The sequence below is a fragment of the Acinetobacter sp. 24-47-66 genome (genome assembly GCF_056779755.1).
Genome location: NZ_JBWYIL010000006.1, coordinates 81,344 through 99,861, shown reverse-complemented (window position 1 = coordinate 99,861; position 18,518 = coordinate 81,344). Strand labels below are relative to the sequence as shown.

The following is an 18,518-nucleotide window of genomic DNA, read 5'->3' as shown; positions in this document are numbered from 1 at the left end:
CCAAAATATTAACATATAAAGTCAGATTAAAGTCATCAGACTATGATGCATAACAAATTGCGTCTTTAAAGCAATTACGACGATTTTCAAGATCAACAGTTTTTAAGTTTAAATAGTGACTTAGCTGTATAAGAACTTGCGGATTTTGATCAGTCTGATTTGAAGTTAATTTACTTTTTTGTTGTGAATCCAGTTCGATAAATTTTAAGAAAAGTCTCGCTTGATCTGCTAAGCGACTATTTTTCATATTTGCGAGTTGATCGATTTCAGCTAAAGCATCGGGTGCAATTTCAACACGTCCTTCAAAATCATGAGAAACAGGATCATGTTTGAGACCTTTAAATAATAGATTTGAATAAAAATGATAAAGGTACTCTGCATCTAAACGGAAACTGCTTTGAGGATATTTTTTTAGATAATTTTCCCAATACTGGGCACGTCTAGAAATCTCTTGTGCTTCAAGATGAAAATGAGGATCTTCAAATTGTGCTTGCTGATTTTGTTCAGCAAGTTCTTGCATAAATGCTTGTTCTGCCTCAGGGAAATAGGGGGCAAATACTCGTGCTAAATAGTATGGGTTTCTTTGGTAAGTTGCTTGGTGGTTAATATCGACGAGATCAATATACGCTTGACCCTTATGCCGAAGTAAATATTGATCTCGTGGATGTAATTTTTCAATTTGTGATTGTTGAATCGTCGGAAATTGCGACTGGTCATGAGCATATAAATCAAAAGCTTTCTGCTGATCAGCTGATCGATCTATACTTAAGAAATTTCTATACATGATGTCTGCCAAACCGATCAATTCTTTCTGTTCCTGAAATGGCATTAAGGGAAGACAAAGTCGAATATCTTGATTGATTTGCTCAATGGCGAATGTAGTCCGTTGAGCAGTTATCCCGAGCATTTCTTTTTTGAGTTTTTGACAAATGAGGTTGAGATCAGGTGTGGTGTTCTGGTTTTGGGTTGGGTTTGGAGATTCAGTAGGTATTTCTTCGGAAATCGGTTTTTGACACGCAGTTAAGCCAAGACTTACGACCATAAGAGTCAATAATTGACGAATAGGCTTAAACGTGTGCAAAAATGACTTCATTGAGATATCAAAATACAGTTAAAGTGTGAAATGAGGCGCAAATAGATTTTCACTTATTTTAAAACCGTACAGTGAAATTTATTGTAGTTGCTTCGCAATCAAGCGTTAAAATAATGTATGAAAAACATACATCAATGTGCATAATTCAAAATAATTCTCCGGATTAAATGAAAAAATAATAAAATTGATACGTAAAAAGTTCGATTAAAGATTATATTTGCAACATCCTATTCTAATTACTTGTTATTCAAATGCTTAAGGTACTGTGAAGTCATTATCATGAAAAAAACTCTACTTGCAGTCAGTTTAATTGCGCTTAGCCCGATGAGCTTTGCATTGAACCTCGTTGAAGCCTATGAGCGAGCAAAGCAAACCGATCCAAATTGGCAAGCCAACGTTTTGCAGTATGAGGCTGATCAGTTAAATATAGGTTTAGCAAAAGGTAATTTGCTGCCGACAGTAACTGTTTCAGGAAATGTGACGCGTAAAAACCAAGATGTAAATCGTTCAAGTACAGAATCGAATCCTTTTTTTAATAGTTCTGACCTGTTGGCATCGACATCGACCACTCGTCAAATTGCGATTACTGCACGACAACCCATTTTCAGAATGGATGCTTGGCAGGGATATAAACAGGTAAAAACCTCAGTTCAACTGAGTGAAGTCACTTTAAAACAGCAACAGCAACAACATATATTAAATGTCTCTGAAGCTTATTTTAATGTACTACGTCAACAGGCTTTAACGCTCACTAACGCTCAAGAAGAAAAAGCATTATTCGAGCAGCTCAATATGATGAATGCCAAACTCAAAGAAGGTTTAGTTGCTGAAAGCGATGTCAGCGAAGCGAATGCACAATATCAAAATGCGCGAGCAAATCGAATTGCGACAGGTGTTCAATTAATCTTGGCACAAGAGCAACTTGCTCAGTTGATTGGACCTTACCAAGAAAAGCTCGCTGTTTTAAGTGATGATTTCGAGTATCAAAAGCCTGTACCGAATATCATGAGTGAATGGACCAAATTGGCTCAAGAACAGAATCTTGAAATTCTACAAGCGCGTTTGCAACGTCAATATGCCAATGATCAGCGACGTGTAGAGCAAGCGGCGCTTTATCCTCAAGTCGAAGCAGTAGCCACTTATGGTTATAGTGAACAGTCACCACAAACAGCTATATCAAGTGATGGGAAATTTGATCAGGTGGGTGTAGAAATGAACTGGAATGCCTATACCGGTGGACGAACTAAAATTAATATTGATAAAGCGACAAAAAATGTTGAAAAGTCGGAACGCCAATTAGAAGCTGCGATACGTAAAGCAACCACAGATGCTAAAAAATCTTACCTACAAATTGATATGGATAGTGCTACATTGCAAGCGCGCAAAGCTGCCATGGATTCTTCAGCATTAGTCGCGAAAGCATCCCAAGCTCAGTATGATGAAGGGCTTAAAAGTATGGTTGATGTGTTGCTTGCGCAAAGAAATGCTTTTGCAACACGATTAGATTTTGTGAATGCTCAATATGATTATGTGTTGAATGTGTTGAGGTTGAAGGCTTCTGTGGGTCAATTGAATGAAAATGAGCTTCGTCAAATGAATGCATGGTTAGTTGAAAAATAGAATGAATTGATTGTTTTGTCATCAAACATTCACAATTGATATGCTTTAATATGGCAAAAATTTCAATCCATTCACGCTGTGTGGAGTAATAAGACTTTGAGCTCTAATAATCCTGTACTTAGCCACCATATTTCTTCTCAATTTAACGAAGATTTGCAAGATGTCCATACCAAATTTATGGCAATGGGTGGTTTGGTTGAGCAACAAGTTGCTAATGCCATTCATGCTCTTTTAGATACAAATGTAAATTTAGCTGTAGATGTCCAATTTCAGGATAATACGGTAAATCGCTATGAGCGTGAAATTGATGAAGGTTTGACTTTGATTTTAGTGCGTCGTCATCCTGCTGCAAGTGATCTGCGTATGGTGATTGCAATGAGCAAGGCCAATACCGATTTAGAACGTATTGGTGATGAAGCAGCTAAAATTGCACGTATAGCCCAAAATCTATGTGAAGAAGGTGAATCACCTCGTGGTTATATGGAAACACGTCATATCGGTAATCAAGTGCGAGTAATGATTCATGATGCATTGGATGCATTTGCACGTGTTGATGCAGAGCAAGCACTTAAAGTTTTGTTGGCTGATGCAGATATCGATCGTGAATATCAATCTGCTACACGTACATTAATGACCTACATGATTGAGGATCCTCGTCATATTTCTCGTGTTCTGAATGTCATGTGGGTACTGCGTTCTTTGGAGCGTATTGGTGACCATGCGCGAAATATTTCTGAACAAGTGATTTATATGGCTAAAGGCTATGACGTACGACACACCAGTGTGGAAGAGATTGAAGAAAAAGTTCAAGGTAATCATTAAAATAGAATTCATATCATACACAGGAACCTCGAATATCGAGGTTTTTTTATGTGGACACTAAACTTGAGTTCTGTAAAACATATAGACAAAAAAATTCCTAGATTTTGGGGGAAATCTAGGAAGGAAAACTGATGAAACAGTACGCTGTTATTATTATTTGTTCACTCATAATCTTGCTATGAAATAATAATATTTAAATTATGTGTAAAGTTCAGCTGATAAAGTGTGATTTTGTGTAATTTAATATTTGTAAAATGTAAAACTTATCACACTTTAGTGTCCTATCCAATCCTGCCTATTTCATTAGTTTATGTCTATGATGATCTAAAAGTATTTTAGAATCTTTTAAATAAAAAAAGCCCTGATATTCAGGGCTTTTTTAAGTCATACTTATGCAGATTTTGCTTCTGCAGGTGCAGATAACATATGACCTGTTTCTTCGAAATTAGAATGCCAAGAGAGCGCTTCTGTAAGTAGGTGAGGAGTTTGTCCACCTTTAGCACATGCACGATCGAAATAGTCGTTTAATGCATCTTTATACAATGGGTGAACACAGTTATCGATGATTGCACGTGCACGTTCACGCGGTGCAAGACCACGTAAATCAGCAAGACCTTGTTCAGTCACAAGAACGTCTACGTCATGACCTGTGTGATCTACGTGAGATGCCATCGGCACTACAGATGAAATGTCACCGCCTTTAGCGATTGATTTAGTCACGAAGATTGCGATATGTGCATTACGTGCGAAGTCACCTGAACCACCAATACCATTCATCATTTTTGAACCACATACGTGTGTAGAGTTCACATTGCCGTAGATGTCAAATTCAAGCGCAGTATTGATCCCGATAATTCCTAAACGGCGTACCAATTCTGGGTGGTTTGAAATTTCTTGAGGGCGTAATACAAGTTTGTCTTTGTATTGCTCAAGATTATTGAATACTTTTTCACCATAACGTGCAGAAAGTGTAATTGATGAGCCAGAAGCGAATTTCATTTTACCAGCATCAATTAATTCAAAAGTACAGTCTTGAAGTACTTCTGAGTACATGATGAGATCTTCAAAATTCGATTCTTTAAGACCCGTTAATACCGCATTGGCAATTGAACCAATACCTGCTTGTAATGGACCTAAATTTTTAGGAAGACGTTCTTCAGCGACTTCTTTTTCAAAGAATTCGATTAAGTGGTTTGCAATTGCTTGAGTCTCATCATCTGGTGCAGTCACTGTTGATGGAGAATCATGGAATTCGCTGTTAAATACGATGCCAACAATTTTAGCTGGATCGATATTAATTGCATGTGTACCAATACGCTCATCGACTTGAGTGAGTGGAATCGGCTGACGTGTCGGACGATAAGATGGGATATAAATATCGTGCAAGCCTTCGAATGCTGGGCTTAAATTTGTGTTAATTTCAACAATTACTTTTTCTGCAAAGATTGCAAAGCTTGCTGAGTTACCTACTGAAGTCGTTGGAATGATGCCACCATCTTCAGTAATTGCTACAGCTTCGATGACTGCAATATCAGGCTTTTTCAATTGTTTATTACGCATTTGTTCAACAGTTTCTGACAAATGCTGATCAATAAACATTACTTCGCCTTTATTGATCGCCTTACGCAAAGTATTGTCGACTTGGAAAGGTAGACGACGAGCCAATACGCCAGCTTCAGTTAACTGTTTATCTAAGTCATTACCCAAAGACGCACCTGTGATTAAAGTGATCTTTAAAGGGTTTGTATGAGCGCGTTTTACCAATGCCAATGGAACTGCTTTAGCTTCACCAGCACGCGTGAAACCACTCATACCTACGGTCATGCCATCTTCAATAAACGTTGAAGCTTGTTCAGCTGAAATGACTTTTTCATGAAGTGACTCTAAACGAATGCGATCTAAAGACATGGTTTACTCTTCTCTTGATATTCTGGATCTGGCACCGATTGTACCGATCAAGCGAGCCATTTTGCATACCTGTTAGGCTAAGGTCTAATTTTTTCAAAAAATGCGGATATAAAGATATATTATGGTTTATAAGATATTGTTTTTTATATTTAATTTTCATTGTGGTGAATAATTAAACCAATTCAACCGTTCAACTATTCACCATTCATCAAAATCGTTCGGTGATGGTTTGCCTGATTTTATCTAAGGTACTATTGGTTGAAATATCAGCAACTTGAGGTGTTGAAAGGGGCAGTAGAATGACCGCTTCAAGACCTCCTTCAGGACGATTATGAATTTTTAATTCACCTTCATGAATATCGACAATTCGTTTCACAATGGCTAAACCAAGACCACTCCCTTGGATTGTTCGTGCTTCATTACCACGTACAAAAGGTTGCATAAGATCTTCAATTTGATCTTCTGGGATTCCAGCACCGTGATCAGCAACACAAATTTTTAGATGATCTCCCTCGACTTTCGCACTTAGCTCAATGGGTTCAGCACCATAACGCTTAGAATTATTAATTAAGTTACCAATTAAGCGTTTGAGGGAAAGCGAACGTGCAGTAATCAGTGGGAGTTCTTCTGGTTCAAAGCGAATATCCAAGGGTTTAAACTGAATGACCAATTCTTGTAAGAGGGTATTGATATTGGTTTCTTTCAGGTCTTCATCTGAACCATCACGCATGTAAGAAATAAACTGATTAAGAATGGCATCCATATCATCCACATCAAAGATTAAGCCTTCTTTCAAGAAGTCATCATCTGACATCATTTCGGCACTCAGTCGAATTCGAGTGAGCGGGGTTCTTAAATCATGTGAAATACCAGCCAACATAATTTGACGATCACGTTCAGTGAGCTCCAATGTATAAATCATATGATTAAAGGCTTGGTTGACTTGGCGGATTTCCAAAGGTCCGTGGTTCGTCTCAAGATAGGGGGCTTTTCCAGTTTTACTATAGCTATTTGCTGCATTTTGCAGTCGGCGTAGTGGGCGATTGAGCTGTCTCACTAAAGTTAAGATAATCATGGCTGAAATCAGCGGTACGCCAAGAAACCATGCCAAAATCAATTCGGGGCTATAATTCGCATAAGTTTTTAACGGCTCTTGAACCCAATTCCCGTTCATTTCTGGAGTTTGAATCCAAATACGTGGACTGGGTTTAAATTGGAAATAGACGGTGACCTCAGGCACGTCGAGCTCTTTGGCCAAACGTTTTTCAACTTGGTTCGTAAAGAGTTCAGCAATGACTTTATCGCGCTGGTTGGGGAATGCAGCTGGGTCAGTGACGTATTCAATTCCAACACGCTGTTTTAACCATGTGTCGACATCAAGTTCAGTGTCACCATGAAAAATTCGAAGGTCAGGGTTGTTAATAATTTCGAGTTCAACCGCAAGGTAGCGTGCATGCTGTTGAATCTCTGGTAAATAGAGGGTTTTCCAAAAAAACCAAAGTGACATAAACAGACTAAAGAACACCACAAAAACAACCAAGACTGTTGTTCGCATAGCAGCGGAGCGCGGCTTGATTTTGTCAAGAAAGCGTTCCCATTTGGTTCGTTTTCGCTCTGAATACGCAACAAACTCATTAAATTTTTGTGGGTCAATAGGATCAAGTTTCACGGTCTAACCTGAGAATTTGGGCTTAAAAAGAATAAGTGCATGTAATTGTTCAATACATAAAATAAAGACCCCGACATCATTGATGGCGGAGTCCATTGTTTAAAAATTATTCTGCACCATCTGGTACGAATACGTATCCCACACCCCACACCGTTTGAATATAGCGTGCACGAGCCGGATTTTCCTCGATTAAACGACGTAAACGAGAGACTTGAACATCAATAGAGCGTTCCATTGCTCCCCATTCACGACCACGTGCCAAATTCATTAATTTATCACGCGTCAATGGTTCACGAGGATGTTGCACCAACGCTTTAAGTACTGCGAATTCGCCAGTAGTTAAGGTCACCACTTGACCCTCACGAGTTAATGTTCGAGTAGATAGATCGAGTGACCAAGGACCAAATGAAACCACTTCAACATTCTGGCTAGGTGCCCCAGGAACCTCACGCACTTGTCGACGTAGTACTGCTCGGATACGAGCTAACAATTCATTTGGATTGAATGGTTTTGGTAGATAGTCATCAGCACCCGCTTCAAGCCCTGCAATACGATCAGAGTCGCTACCACGTGCAGTGAGCATAATAATAGGCGTGTCGATGTTCGACTGCCTTAAACGACGACAAATGCTCAAACCATCTTCCACAGGAAGCATAAAATCTAAAACGATGAGCGAGAAAAGTTCACGTTGTAATAAACGATCCATTTGCGTCGCATCATGTGCGGTTTTAACCACAAAACCTTTATCTTCTAAAAACCGTTGTAAAAGGGTACGAAGACGCACATCATCGTCGACGACCAGAATGCGCTCAACTCTGTCAGTGTCATTGTGTACTACATCAGTATTTTCAGCAGGTACAACTAAACTCATGATGCACTCCCTTAAAAGTTGTATTTATAAATATTCATTTGTCTCAGTATAATGCCTAAGTTCTTGTTAAGACTATGTATCAAATTGCTCAAAATTACAATTTTAAGCGTGTTTTGAAACCAAATCACAACATGTGTTGACCTGTTTTTAGGCAAATAATTTAAAATAAAATCGCTATTCAATATGAAGCTAATTTGAAGTGGTATTGAAAGCAAGAAATTTACATCAAAATTAGAAAAATAAAGTGATTTTAAAGAGTTAAATGTTTTAGTTGATTGTCAAAGTGATGACACAATGAGGCATTACACTCACATAATTGATCAGAGACTTCACCTGAAGCTTTTTCTTTGGGAGATAAAACCAGAAAAATTGAGACTTTTATTTAAAATTTCATTGCAAATATTCAAAACAATTGTGGATTTTATAGTCTCGGTCTTTATAATCACTAACTTTTAGTCCTTATCCTTGTGGAATTTAACACGATGACTGACTTAGTTCAGCAGTTGGCAAGTGAACTTGCCGTACGTCCAAACCAAGTAGAAGCTGCCATTAAGCTGATTGATGAAGGTTCTAGTGTTCCATTTATTGCACGTTACCGTAAAGAAGTAACTCAAGGCTTAGACGATACGCAGTTACGTCAACTGGATACCCGATTAACTTACCTTCGTGATTTATTTGAACGCCGTGAAAAGGTCATTGAATCACTGAAAGAACAAAATAAACTCACGGATGATTTGTTAGCTCGCGTCAATGCCGTTGAAACAAAAAATGCATTAGAAGAAATTTACGCACCGTATCGTCCAAAACGTACGAGTAAATCATTTAAAGCAAAAGAGGCTGGTTTAGGCCCAATCGCTGAAAAAATCTATAATGAAAATGTTGAACCTGCAGAAGCTTTAGCAGGATTTAATCATGAAGATTATCCTGATTTAGAGAGTCAATTAGACGCTGTTCAGCATATTCTCATTGATGACTGGGCACAAAATATTGCACTCACGACAGAGCTTAAAGCGATGTTTGCAAAAACAGCAGTGTTAAAAAGCTTAGTTGCTAGTGAAGAGAAAAAAGAAGTTGGTAAAAAATTCCGTGACTACTTCGATTTTTCTGAAAATTTAAACAAAGTTCCATCACATCGCTTATTGGCAATGTTACGTGGACGTCAAGAGAATGTACTCGGTCTAAAAGTTGATGGTGAAAATGATGCTCCTTTGGCGCGCATTGAAACTGAATACAATCTTGATCAAGTTCAACCTCAAGCTCGTCAAGATTTTATGAAGCAGACTGCAAAATTATTCTGGCTCGGCAAAGTCCGCCCTACAATTGAGCATTCACTTCTGACTGAAAAGCGTTTGGCTGCTGAAGCAGAAGCAATGCAAGTGTTTGCAGAAAATTTACGTCATTTGCTTTTATCAGCACCAGCAGGTTCACGTACTACTTTAGGTGTGGATCCTGGTATCCGTACGGGTGTGAAATTGGCTGTCGTGAATGCATCTGGTGATGTATTGGCACACAGCACGATTTATCCATTCGCACCTAAAGAAGATAAAGAAGGTTCGATCAATGAATTGGCACGTTTATGTCGTGAATTCAATGTTGAACTAATTGCTATTGGTAACGGTACCGCGAGTCGTGAAACAGAAGCTGTTGTTGCGGAAATGATGGCTGCTCATGCTGATCTTAAATTAACGCGCGTGTCTGTATCTGAAGCAGGTGCTTCAGTTTATTCAGCATCTGAATTGGCTTCACAAGAATTACCAGATTTAGACGTATCGATTCGAGGTGCAGTATCTATTGCGCGTCGTTTACAAGATCCATTGGCTGAACTTGTGAAGATTGATCCTAAATCAATTGGTGTAGGTCAATATCAACACGATGTGAATCAAACAGGCTTGGCAAAAACGCTTGAAGCTGTAGTGGAAGACTGTGTGAACTCAGTTGGTGTAGATGTGAATACAGCATCTTCAGCGATTTTGGGTTACATCGCAGGATTAAACAAATCTATAGCACAGCAAATTGTAGACTACCGTAAAGAGAATGGTCGTTTTGATAATCGTCAAGATTTGAAAAAAGTACCACGCTTAGGTGAGCGTACTTTTGAGCAAGCTGCAGGTTTCTTACGTATTCAAGACGGTTCAGAGCCATTGGATGCTTCAGCAGTTCATCCTGAGTCTTATGGTTTAGTCAACAAGATTGCTGAAGCGAAAGCGACCACTGTAAAAGATATTATTGGCAATACTGAAATCATTCGTCAGGTTAAACCTGAAGAGTTTGTTGATGACAAATTTGGTTTACCAACCATCCAAGATGTTTTGGCGGAGCTTGAAAAACCAGGTCGTGATCCACGTCCAGAGTTCCGTACAGCGAAGTTCCGTGATGACATTACTGAGGTTTCACAACTGACTGAAGGCTTAGAGCTTGAAGGTGTGGTGACCAATGTAACGAACTTTGGTGCATTTGTTGATGTTGGCGTTCATCAAGATGGTTTAGTTCATATTTCAGAACTAGCGAATGAATTTATTTCTGATCCACATAAGTTTGTGAAACCAGGACAAATTGTTCAAGTGCGTGTGTTGCAAGTTGATGTGGAACGTAATCGTGTTAATTTATCGATGCGTCCTGCAGGATCTGAAGCACCTGCGAAGGCACCGCGCCAGCCACGTCGTGAAACTCATGGCCAGCAAGAGCAACGTGGTGAGCGTAAACCACACGCGAAGCGTCCTCAGCAAGCACGTCCACACGGTGATCGCCCACAACATGCGAAAAAACCTCAGCAGCAGAAACCACAAGAACAGAAGATTGGTGGTTTAGGTGCATTATTATTACAAGCAGGGGTTAAAGGTTCGAAGTAATCTTTAATCAGGTAAAAAACCTCCCATATGGGAGGTTTTTTTTATGCTTATGTTTTTAAATAAATGAAGAACATCAAGGTGATTTATTTTAAATGTAAACTTTAAGATGGTATAAAATAACAAGAAAAACTTAATAATCAATTCATCACTTCAAAATTATTTTTAACTTTATAAGTCATATAATTAAGAGAAATTAAACATGAGTATATCTCAAAATGAAGAGCTGAAACCTCGATTTTATAGTCGTGATTTGCTCTCAGGTCTGGTTGTTTTCCTTGTTGCACTTCCGCTTTGTTTGGGCATAGCTCATGCATCAGGTGCACCACTCATTTCAGGCATTATTGCTGGCGTGATTGGTGGAATCGTTGTTGGTTTTTTTAGTGGCTCACATATCAGTGTATCTGGTCCCGCTGCAGGCTTAGTGGCGATTGTATTGACCCAAATTGAATTACTACAAGGTAATTATCAAGCCTTTTTGTTCACATTGTTTTTAGCTGGAATTTTACAAATATTATTTGGTATTTTTAGGTTAGGTGTTTTCTCAAATTTCGTACCCACCAATGTGATTTTGGGATTGCTTGCCGCGATTGGTCTGTTACTGATTATCAGTCAATTACCTAAATTGATTGGTTTGGACGTCAAAGGATTTGCTTTGATTGATCAATGGTCAATTCAATCTGTACTGAGTCATATTGATATTGGCTCAGGATTAATTGGTCTAAGTTGTATTGCGTTAATCCTACTGTGGGATAGTAGTAAATTAAAAAAACTGCCGCTGCCTTCAGCCTTGATTGCGGTGATATTTGCTGGACTTCTTAACTTTATCATGTTGAAAATCGGCTCTCCATATGCAGTAAACCCTCAACAATTGATTAATCTTCCGAATATCTTTTCTGGTTCAGAAACGATTTTCCAGTTTCCAGATTTTTCGTATTGGAATAATAGTTTAATTTATACGGGTGCAATTACATTAGCGGTGGTAGCTTCTCTTGAAACACTATTGAATTTAGAAGCTGCCGATAAGATGGATCCACAAAAGCGCTCATCACCACCGAATCGTGAATTATTTGCACAGGGTGTTGGAAACTCTATGTCAGGATTGATCGGTGGTATGCCGATTACCTCAGTCATTGTTCGTAGTTCAGTGAATGCAACCAGTGGGGCTAAAACCAAATTTTCTGCAATCTTTCATGGTTTTTTACTGATTGTTGCAGTGGTGGCGCTCACCCCATTAATCAATGCGATACCGCTATCTTCATTGGCAGCAATCTTAATCTTGACTGGATTTAAATTGGCAACACCAAGCCTATTTAAACGGATTTATGCGCAAGGTTGGAAACAATTTTTACCTTTTATTGTCACGGTAGTTGCAATCATTGCAACTGATTTACTGAAAGGCATCATGATTGGTCTAGTGATCAGTTTATTGATTATCTTACAGAGTCATTTACACCGTGGTGTACGTGTGATCCATGAAAAACACTTGCATGGTTCACTTACCCGTATTGAATTAGCACCGAATTTAAGTTTTTTAAATCGTGCCGCACTCGTCACCGCTTTAGAAAAAGTTAAACCGCATGAAAATGTGCTAATCGATGCATCCAATACCTATTATATTGATCCAGATATCTATCAAATTATTAAGGACTTTCAAAGTGAAGTGGCGGTAAAGCAGGGGATAAAAGTTAATTTACAAGGTTTTAAAGCACATTATCCTGAAATAAAAGAGGACGAGCTCGATCTTGATGTGAGTACGCAAGAACTCCAAAAACAGCTCAGTCCTGATCAAGTTTTACAGATGCTAAAAGACGGGAACTTGCGTTTTATTAATCATCAGCGTTTACACCATAATATTGCTCGCCAAATTCAAGTTACGTCAAATGCAGGGCAACATCCTATTGCTGCAGTGTTGGGTTGTATGGATTCTAGAGCACCGACAGAGCGCATTTTTGATGTAGGAATCGGTGATTTATTCAGTTTGCGTATTGCTGGAAATATTGCTGGTCAAAAAGTCGTGGGCTCTTTAGAGTTTGCATGTAAAACCAAAGGTTCAAAACTGATCGTGGTATTGGGGCATACGGACTGTGGTGCGGTAGGATCTGCTTGTCATTTATTTGAGCAAAAGGTGGATTTGAGTCAACTAAAAGATACACCGAACGTTCAGCATTTTTTGAAGCCGATTATGCAGGCGGCGGAAACAGTCAAAAATGATATGAGTAATTATCAACTTACAACCAATTTTATTGATGCCGTAACTGTGTTAAATGTGCGAAATAATATTAATTATATTATTAAAAATAGTGACACGTTAAGAGACATGATTGAGCGTAAAGAGATTGGGATTGTTGGCGCAATCTATGATGTGAAATCTGGTCAAGTCAACTTTTTATCTTAAATGATCTCATTTCATCAGTAAGTGATATTAAAAACCTCCCAAATGGGAGGTTTTTAATTTATCCATTAATCATGGGGACAATCCAGCTGGTTAAGATCAATAAAATCCCGAGATGACCTAATTTTCGTGAAATTTTTACGAATTTTGGAACTGATTGTTCGATCTTTTGTGCATAGTCTTGTAGGTTGGCAGCTTTAGTTTGGCGGCTATGCCACAAGAATACGGCAAGATCGATACAGATGAGAATAGTTCCTACATCTGCGACTACGTCTAAAACTTTAAATTCTTGAGTATAAAAACCGAGAGTAACTTGATAAATGAGGAATATCGCAAATGCGATGGCTGCACATTGCAGCACTAAAGCTAAACCACGCATAAGTACAAAGCATAAAATCAATAAGATGCAAGGTTTATAACATAACTCTGCCGCCTAACGAATGATCTCAAAATTTTTTTTACGCCTAGATTTGAACCCAATCATGATTAGCACTAAATAAGATTCGGTAAGATCAAGCTGAATGCAATAGTGCCTAAACCTATTTTTGACAAATGATATGCATAAGACTTTGGTGCTTTGGCATGATTCATCTGCTGTTGATCCAATTCAGTTTTATTTTGAGCATCGGCTGGTTTTATGTTGAATCCCAGCTCAAGCAAAATTAAAAATAAACCTAGCTGTAATAAGGTGTCGAATGAGTAATGTTGCTGAATAATCATGCTCATGATTTGAGTAAAAATCAAAACAGCAACTGCTAGAAAAAATAATTTAAAAAAATAAATTTGAGCCATGACAAACTCCTATTTTATGTTTTGATCATGGCATTTAATTCTTAAAGAATAATTAAAATCACACAGTGAAAATGTAACAAGATCATCTCACAAAGTACTTAAATTAACTTGTTCGATCACCAATGTTCGCCAGGAAATAGTCGGGCATATGCACGCTGTACAATGTTTAATTTCTCTTGGCGACCGACAGAAGCAGTAGAGCTTGGAAATAAATTAAATCCAATCGACATCAATTTATTATTAATATCAGGTGCAATTGCATAAGTAATTGATGCAAGTTTTCCAAGACCAGTCGCTACCTTTTTTGGACGGTTCACAATAGCACCAGCGATTAAATCTGCAGCTTGATTCGGTGAAAGTGCTGGCACGTATTTATATATTTTAGTTGGAGCGATCATCGGCGTTCTGACCAAAGGCATGTAGACCGAGGTGATAGCGATATTATGCGCATGGACTTCAGCTGATAGGCAACGGCTAAATGCATCCAATGCAGCTTTTGAAGCGACATATGCAGAGAAGCGTGTAGCATTGGCTAATACACCAATTGAACTAATATTAATAATATGTCCACGTTCACGGTCTATCATATGTGGAAGGATATTTAAAATGAGGCGAACAGCACCAAAATAGTTGAGTTGCATCGTGCGTTCAAAATCGTGAAAACGGTCGATGGACTCATGGACTGCACGGCGAATCGAACGACCTGCATTATTAATTAAAATATCAATATGTGTGACGCTATTGAAGATTTGTTGCGTTACAGCATCGATTGAACTCATATCATTCAAATCACAAGGAAAAATGTCAGCTTTTCCCCCTTTTTGCTCAATCTCATATTTTACTTGTTGTAAAGTTTCCTCAGTTCGTGCCACCAATAATACATGCGCACCTGCCGCAGCCAATTGATGTGCAACAGTTAAACCGATACCACTGGACGCGCCTGTAATCAGAATATTTTTTCCATGGACACGTTTTTTAAAACGCTGTTCTAATTTTTTATTCACTTCATTCTCCCTGTAAATGCAATGAATTGTGGAACACGTATTTTTAAACGTGTCATACAAATCAGCATAGTGGAAAAATGAAAATAAACCATGGCATAAGTTTATGAATTTATTGTAAAAATTAGAGTAAATGCTCTAATTTTTTATTGTGGTAATACGAATAAAATAATTGAAAAAGACGATATGGTAAATGAGGATAAAGCCCCAGTCATGAGGCTTTATTTCTAATGTATTACCAAGATTAAACTTGAGCGAGCGCTTGTTCTAGGTCGGCGATTAAATCGTCAGCATGTTCGATTCCAATAGATAAGCGAACCATATCCGTAGAAACGCCAGCAGCTTTTAACTCTTCTTCATTCAGTTGGCGATGCGTTGTAGTTGCTGGGTGACATGCTAAGCTTTTTGCGTCACCGATATTCACCAATCGTGTGAATAATTGTAGGGCATCTATAAAGCGAGTTCCGCCTGCTAAGCCATCCTGTACACCAAATGAAAGAATTGCTGAAGGTTTGCCCTTAACGTATTTCTGAGCTAAAGCATGTTGCGGGTGATCAGGTAGTCCTGCGTAATTTACCCATTTTACTTTTGGATGAGCTTGTAAATATTGAGCAACTTTTAAAGCATTTTCAGTATGACGTTCCATACGTAAACTTAATGTTTCTAAACCTTGCAGGATTAAGAAAACATTTTGTGGGCTAATCGCTGCACCTGTGTTGCGTAATGGCACGACACGAGCACGTGCAATATAAGCTGCTTCACCAAGCGCTTCGACATAGTTCACGCCGTGATAGCTTGGATCGGGCGTATTTAATGCTTTAAAACGATCTGGATATTTACCCCAAGGGAATTTACCGCTGTCAACAATGATACCGCCGATCGAATTACCATGTCCGCCGATGTACTTGGTTAGAGAGTGAACAACAATATCTGCACCAAATTCAAAAGATTTTTGAAGCACTGGTGTAGCAACTGTATTGTCCACAATTACAGGAATGCCAAGTTCATGTGCAAGCTTAGAAATCGCTTCTAAATCAATAATATTGCCGAGAGGATTACCAATAGACTCAACGAAGACTAATTTAGTTTTTTCATCAACAAGTGCTCGCAAACTTTCTGGATTTTGATAATCGAAGAAGCGCACTTCGATCCCTTGTTTTGGTAGCGTATGTGCAAATAAATTATATGTACCACCATAAAGTGTAGATACAGAAGCGATATTGTCCCCAGCTTCAGCAATGGTTTGAATGGCATAGGTAATGGCTGCCATACCTGATGCAAGTGCTAATGCGCCGATCCCACCTTCGAGTGCTGCAATACGTTGTTCAAGCACAGCAGTCGTTGGGTTCATAATCCGTGTATAAATATTCCCAGAGACCTTTAAATCGAATAGGTCTGCGCCATGTTGCGTATTATCAAATGAGTAAGACGTCGTTTGATAAATGGGTACCGCAACTGCTTTAGTCGTTGGTTCAGGTGAGTATCCAGCATGGATGGCGAGGGTTTCGTCCTTATATGTCATTTTGAGATCTTCTTGTGGTTTAAAAATTGTTCAATGAGAATATAGCACCCTAATCATATTATAAAATTTATAAAATATTGAAAAAGTTATCTAAAATTCTCATATGTTGCTCATTTAAAAGCCATATTCTTGTGCACTTTGAATGGTGAATTTGATGAAAAAATAATCTTGTAACATTCCTTGCAAGTTCGGGCGCATGGCTTATGTTTTTATCGTATTCATCGTATAATGCTCCCTAATTATTTGTCCGCGATTTGTATTTACAGCGGATTTTGTTTTTTTTATAGAGGAGTCCTACGTGGCCCAATATATTTACACGATGAACCGTGTCTCTAAGATGGTTCCGCCTAAGCGCGAAATCCTTAAAGACATCTCTTTATCATTTTTCCCGGGCGCTAAAATTGGTGTTCTTGGTTTAAACGGTGCAGGTAAATCTACCTTGCTTCGTATTATGGCTGGCGTAGATAAAGATTTCTCTGGTGAAGCTCGTGCACAACCAGGTATCAAGATCGGCTACCTTGAGCAAGAGCCGCCATTAGATGAAACAAAAGACGTTCGTGGCAACGTTGAAGATGGCGTTCGTGAAGCACTTGATGCATTAGCTCGTCTTGATGAAGTTTTCGCTGAATATGCAGCTGAAGATGCCGACTTTGATGCACTTGCAAAAGAGCAAGAAAAGCTTGAAGCAATTATTCAAACTTGGGATGCGCATAACTTAAATAACCAGCTTGAACAAGCAGCGGCAGCTTTAAACTTGCCAGCTTGGGATGCTGATGTCACTAAATTGTCAGGTGGTGAGCGCCGTCGTGTGGCACTTTGCCGTTTGCTCTTGTCTAAACCAGACATGTTGCTTCTTGACGAACCGACGAACCATTTGGATGCATCATCTGTTTCATGGTTGGAACGTTTCTTAAAAGATTTCCCTGGTACAATCGTTGCGATTACGCATGACCGTTATTTCTTGGATAACGTTGCTGAGTGGATTCTTGAGCTTGACCGTGGTATGGGTATCCCTTATCAAGGTAATTATTCTTCTTGGTTAGAGCAGAAAAATGCCCGCTTAGAGCAAGAACAGAAGCAAGAAGAATCTTTTGCTAAAGCATTGAAAAAAGAACTTGAATGGGTTCGTTCTAATGCAAAAGGTCAGCAAAAGAAAAATAAAGCACGTATGGAACGCTTTGAAGAGCTTAACTCTCGTGAATTCCAACAACGTAACGAAACGTCTGAAATCTACATTCCACCTGGTCCACGTCTAGGGAACAAGGTTGTGGAAGTTGAAGGTATCAGCAAATCGTTTGGTGATCGTACGCTTTACAAAGATTTATCTTTTGTTGTTCCACCTTGTGCGATCGTGGGTATCGTGGGTGAGAACGGTGCGGGTAAAACCACACTATTCCGTATGATGACAGGTGAATTACAACCTGATACAGGTACGGTAACGCTAGGTGAGTCAGTTAAAGTGGCTTACGTGGGTCAGATTCGTGACACCTTAGATAACAATAAAACGGTTTGGGAAGAAGTTTCTGGCGGTTTAGATATCTTACGTATTGGTGAATATGAAATCGCATCACGTGCATATATTGGTCGTTTTAACTTTAAAGGCCAAGATCAGCAGAAGCGTGTAGGTCAATTGTCAGGTGGTGAGCGTAACCGTTTACAACTTGCGAAAATTCTACAAATGGGCGCAAACGTTATCCTTCTCGATGAACCATCGAACGACTTGGATATCGAAACTTTACGTGCGCTTGAGGATGCAATTTTAGTATTCCCAGGTACTGTAATGGTCATCTCGCATGACCGTTGGTTCCTAGACCGTATTGCAACGCACATCTTGTCATTCGAAGGTGAAACACCAGAATTCTTCACAGGAAACTATGCTGAGTTCGAAGAATACCGTCGTAAACGCGATGGCGATGATCTAGTGGCTAAGCGCCAAAAATATCGCAAAATTGGTGGTTAATTCCATCTAATAAAAAACC

At 38.9% G+C, this 18,518-nt stretch carries 13 protein-coding genes; 5 read left to right on the top strand and 8 right to left on the bottom strand.

Features of this window, described 5'->3' with window-relative positions; all coding sequences use genetic code 11:
• Positions 1-40: 40 nt before the first annotated feature.
• Entirely contained in the window at positions 41-1,093 is a 1,053-nt protein-coding gene (locus AC1M84_RS07650) for a hypothetical protein (RefSeq protein WP_481594775.1), read from the bottom strand.
• A gap of 279 nt (positions 1,094-1,372) precedes the next feature.
• On the opposite strand from AC1M84_RS07650, the gene abuO reads away from it, so the two are divergent.
• A complete protein-coding gene (gene abuO / locus AC1M84_RS07645) occupies positions 1,373-2,713 on the top strand; it encodes a multidrug efflux outer membrane protein AbuO (RefSeq protein WP_092767312.1) in 1,341 nt (446 codons plus the stop codon).
• Between the two features lie 96 nt (positions 2,714-2,809).
• Positions 2,810-3,535, top strand: coding sequence for a phosphate signaling complex protein PhoU (gene phoU / locus AC1M84_RS07640; protein ID WP_035263928.1), 726 nt, complete (start codon positions 2,810-2,812; stop codon positions 3,533-3,535).
• A 390-nt stretch (positions 3,536-3,925) separates the two neighbouring features.
• Here phoU and AC1M84_RS07635 read toward each other — a convergent pair whose 3' ends face one another.
• The 3 genes from AC1M84_RS07635 to ompR form a co-directional block, all read right to left on the bottom strand.
• The gene (locus AC1M84_RS07635; protein ID WP_092767310.1) at positions 3,926-5,443 is read right to left on the bottom strand and encodes an acetyl-CoA hydrolase/transferase family protein; all 1,518 of its coding nucleotides are present in this window, start codon (positions 5,441-5,443) and stop codon (positions 3,926-3,928) included.
• 208 nt (positions 5,444-5,651) lie between these two features.
• Positions 5,652-7,112, bottom strand: a complete 1,461-nt coding sequence (locus AC1M84_RS07630; protein ID WP_481594774.1) for an ATP-binding protein — start codon at positions 7,110-7,112, stop codon at positions 5,652-5,654.
• Positions 7,113-7,218: 106 nt separating this feature from the next.
• A complete protein-coding gene (gene ompR / locus AC1M84_RS07625; protein WP_035263934.1) occupies positions 7,219-7,983 on the bottom strand; it encodes an osmolarity response regulator transcription factor OmpR in 765 nt (254 codons plus the stop codon).
• A gap of 482 nt (positions 7,984-8,465) precedes the next feature.
• Between ompR and AC1M84_RS07620 the strand changes: the two genes are divergently transcribed.
• Together AC1M84_RS07620 and AC1M84_RS07615 are read left to right on the top strand one after the other, a co-directional pair.
• Positions 8,466-10,832, top strand: a complete 2,367-nt coding sequence (locus tag AC1M84_RS07620) for a Tex family protein (protein WP_481594773.1) — start codon at positions 8,466-8,468, stop codon at positions 10,830-10,832.
• Positions 10,833-11,031: 199 nt separating this feature from the next.
• Complete coding sequence (locus AC1M84_RS07615; protein WP_481594772.1) at positions 11,032-13,227, top strand: bifunctional SulP family inorganic anion transporter/carbonic anhydrase; 2,196 nt, start codon at positions 11,032-11,034, stop codon at positions 13,225-13,227.
• A 58-nt stretch (positions 13,228-13,285) separates the two neighbouring features.
• Here AC1M84_RS07615 and AC1M84_RS07610 read toward each other — a convergent pair whose 3' ends face one another.
• The 4 genes from AC1M84_RS07610 to AC1M84_RS07595 form a co-directional block, all read right to left on the bottom strand.
• A complete protein-coding gene (locus AC1M84_RS07610) occupies positions 13,286-13,603 on the bottom strand; it encodes a hypothetical protein (protein ID WP_092767300.1) in 318 nt (105 codons plus the stop codon).
• 113 nt (positions 13,604-13,716) lie between these two features.
• Positions 13,717-14,016, bottom strand: a complete 300-nt coding sequence (locus AC1M84_RS07605) for a hypothetical protein (RefSeq protein WP_481594771.1) — start codon at positions 14,014-14,016, stop codon at positions 13,717-13,719.
• Between the two features lie 116 nt (positions 14,017-14,132).
• Positions 14,133-15,020 carry an SDR family NAD(P)-dependent oxidoreductase gene (locus AC1M84_RS07600; protein ID WP_092767298.1) on the bottom strand — a complete coding sequence of 296 codons (888 nt, stop codon included), beginning with the start codon at positions 15,018-15,020 and terminating at the stop codon, positions 14,133-14,135.
• A 241-nt stretch (positions 15,021-15,261) separates the two neighbouring features.
• Entirely contained in the window at positions 15,262-16,539 is a 1,278-nt protein-coding gene (locus AC1M84_RS07595; protein WP_035263942.1) for an O-acetylhomoserine aminocarboxypropyltransferase/cysteine synthase family protein, read from the bottom strand.
• A 298-nt stretch (positions 16,540-16,837) separates the two neighbouring features.
• Here AC1M84_RS07595 and ettA point away from each other — a divergent pair, with 298 nt between their 5' ends.
• Positions 16,838-18,499 (top strand): energy-dependent translational throttle protein EttA, encoded by a 1,662-nt coding sequence (gene ettA, locus AC1M84_RS07590; protein WP_035263944.1) that lies wholly within the window; start codon positions 16,838-16,840, stop codon positions 18,497-18,499.
• The last annotated feature ends 19 nt before the right edge of the window (positions 18,500-18,518 follow it).

What these genes read in the sequence shown, in the direction of transcription:
- AC1M84_RS07610 (WP_092767300.1), bottom strand. Translation starts at nt 13,603, where the DNA reads ATGCGTGGTTTAGCTTTAGTGCTGCAATGTGCAGCCATCGCATTTGCG.
- AC1M84_RS07635 (WP_092767310.1), bottom strand. Translation starts at nt 5,443, where the DNA reads ATGTCTTTAGATCGCATTCGTTTAGAGTCACTTCATGAAAAAGTCATT.
- AC1M84_RS07595 (WP_035263942.1), bottom strand. Translation starts at nt 16,539, where the DNA reads ATGACATATAAGGACGAAACCCTCGCCATCCATGCTGGATACTCACCT.
- AC1M84_RS07615 (WP_481594772.1), top strand. Translation starts at nt 11,032, where the DNA reads ATGAGTATATCTCAAAATGAAGAGCTGAAACCTCGATTTTATAGTCGT.
- AC1M84_RS07650 (WP_481594775.1), bottom strand. Translation starts at nt 1,093, where the DNA reads ATGAAGTCATTTTTGCACACGTTTAAGCCTATTCGTCAATTATTGACT.
- AC1M84_RS07620 (WP_481594773.1), top strand. Translation starts at nt 8,466, where the DNA reads ATGACTGACTTAGTTCAGCAGTTGGCAAGTGAACTTGCCGTACGTCCA.
- AC1M84_RS07605 (WP_481594771.1), bottom strand. Translation starts at nt 14,016, where the DNA reads ATGGCTCAAATTTATTTTTTTAAATTATTTTTTCTAGCAGTTGCTGTT.
- ompR (WP_035263934.1), bottom strand. Translation starts at nt 7,983, where the DNA reads ATGAGTTTAGTTGTACCTGCTGAAAATACTGATGTAGTACACAATGAC.
- abuO (WP_092767312.1), top strand. Translation starts at nt 1,373, where the DNA reads ATGAAAAAAACTCTACTTGCAGTCAGTTTAATTGCGCTTAGCCCGATG.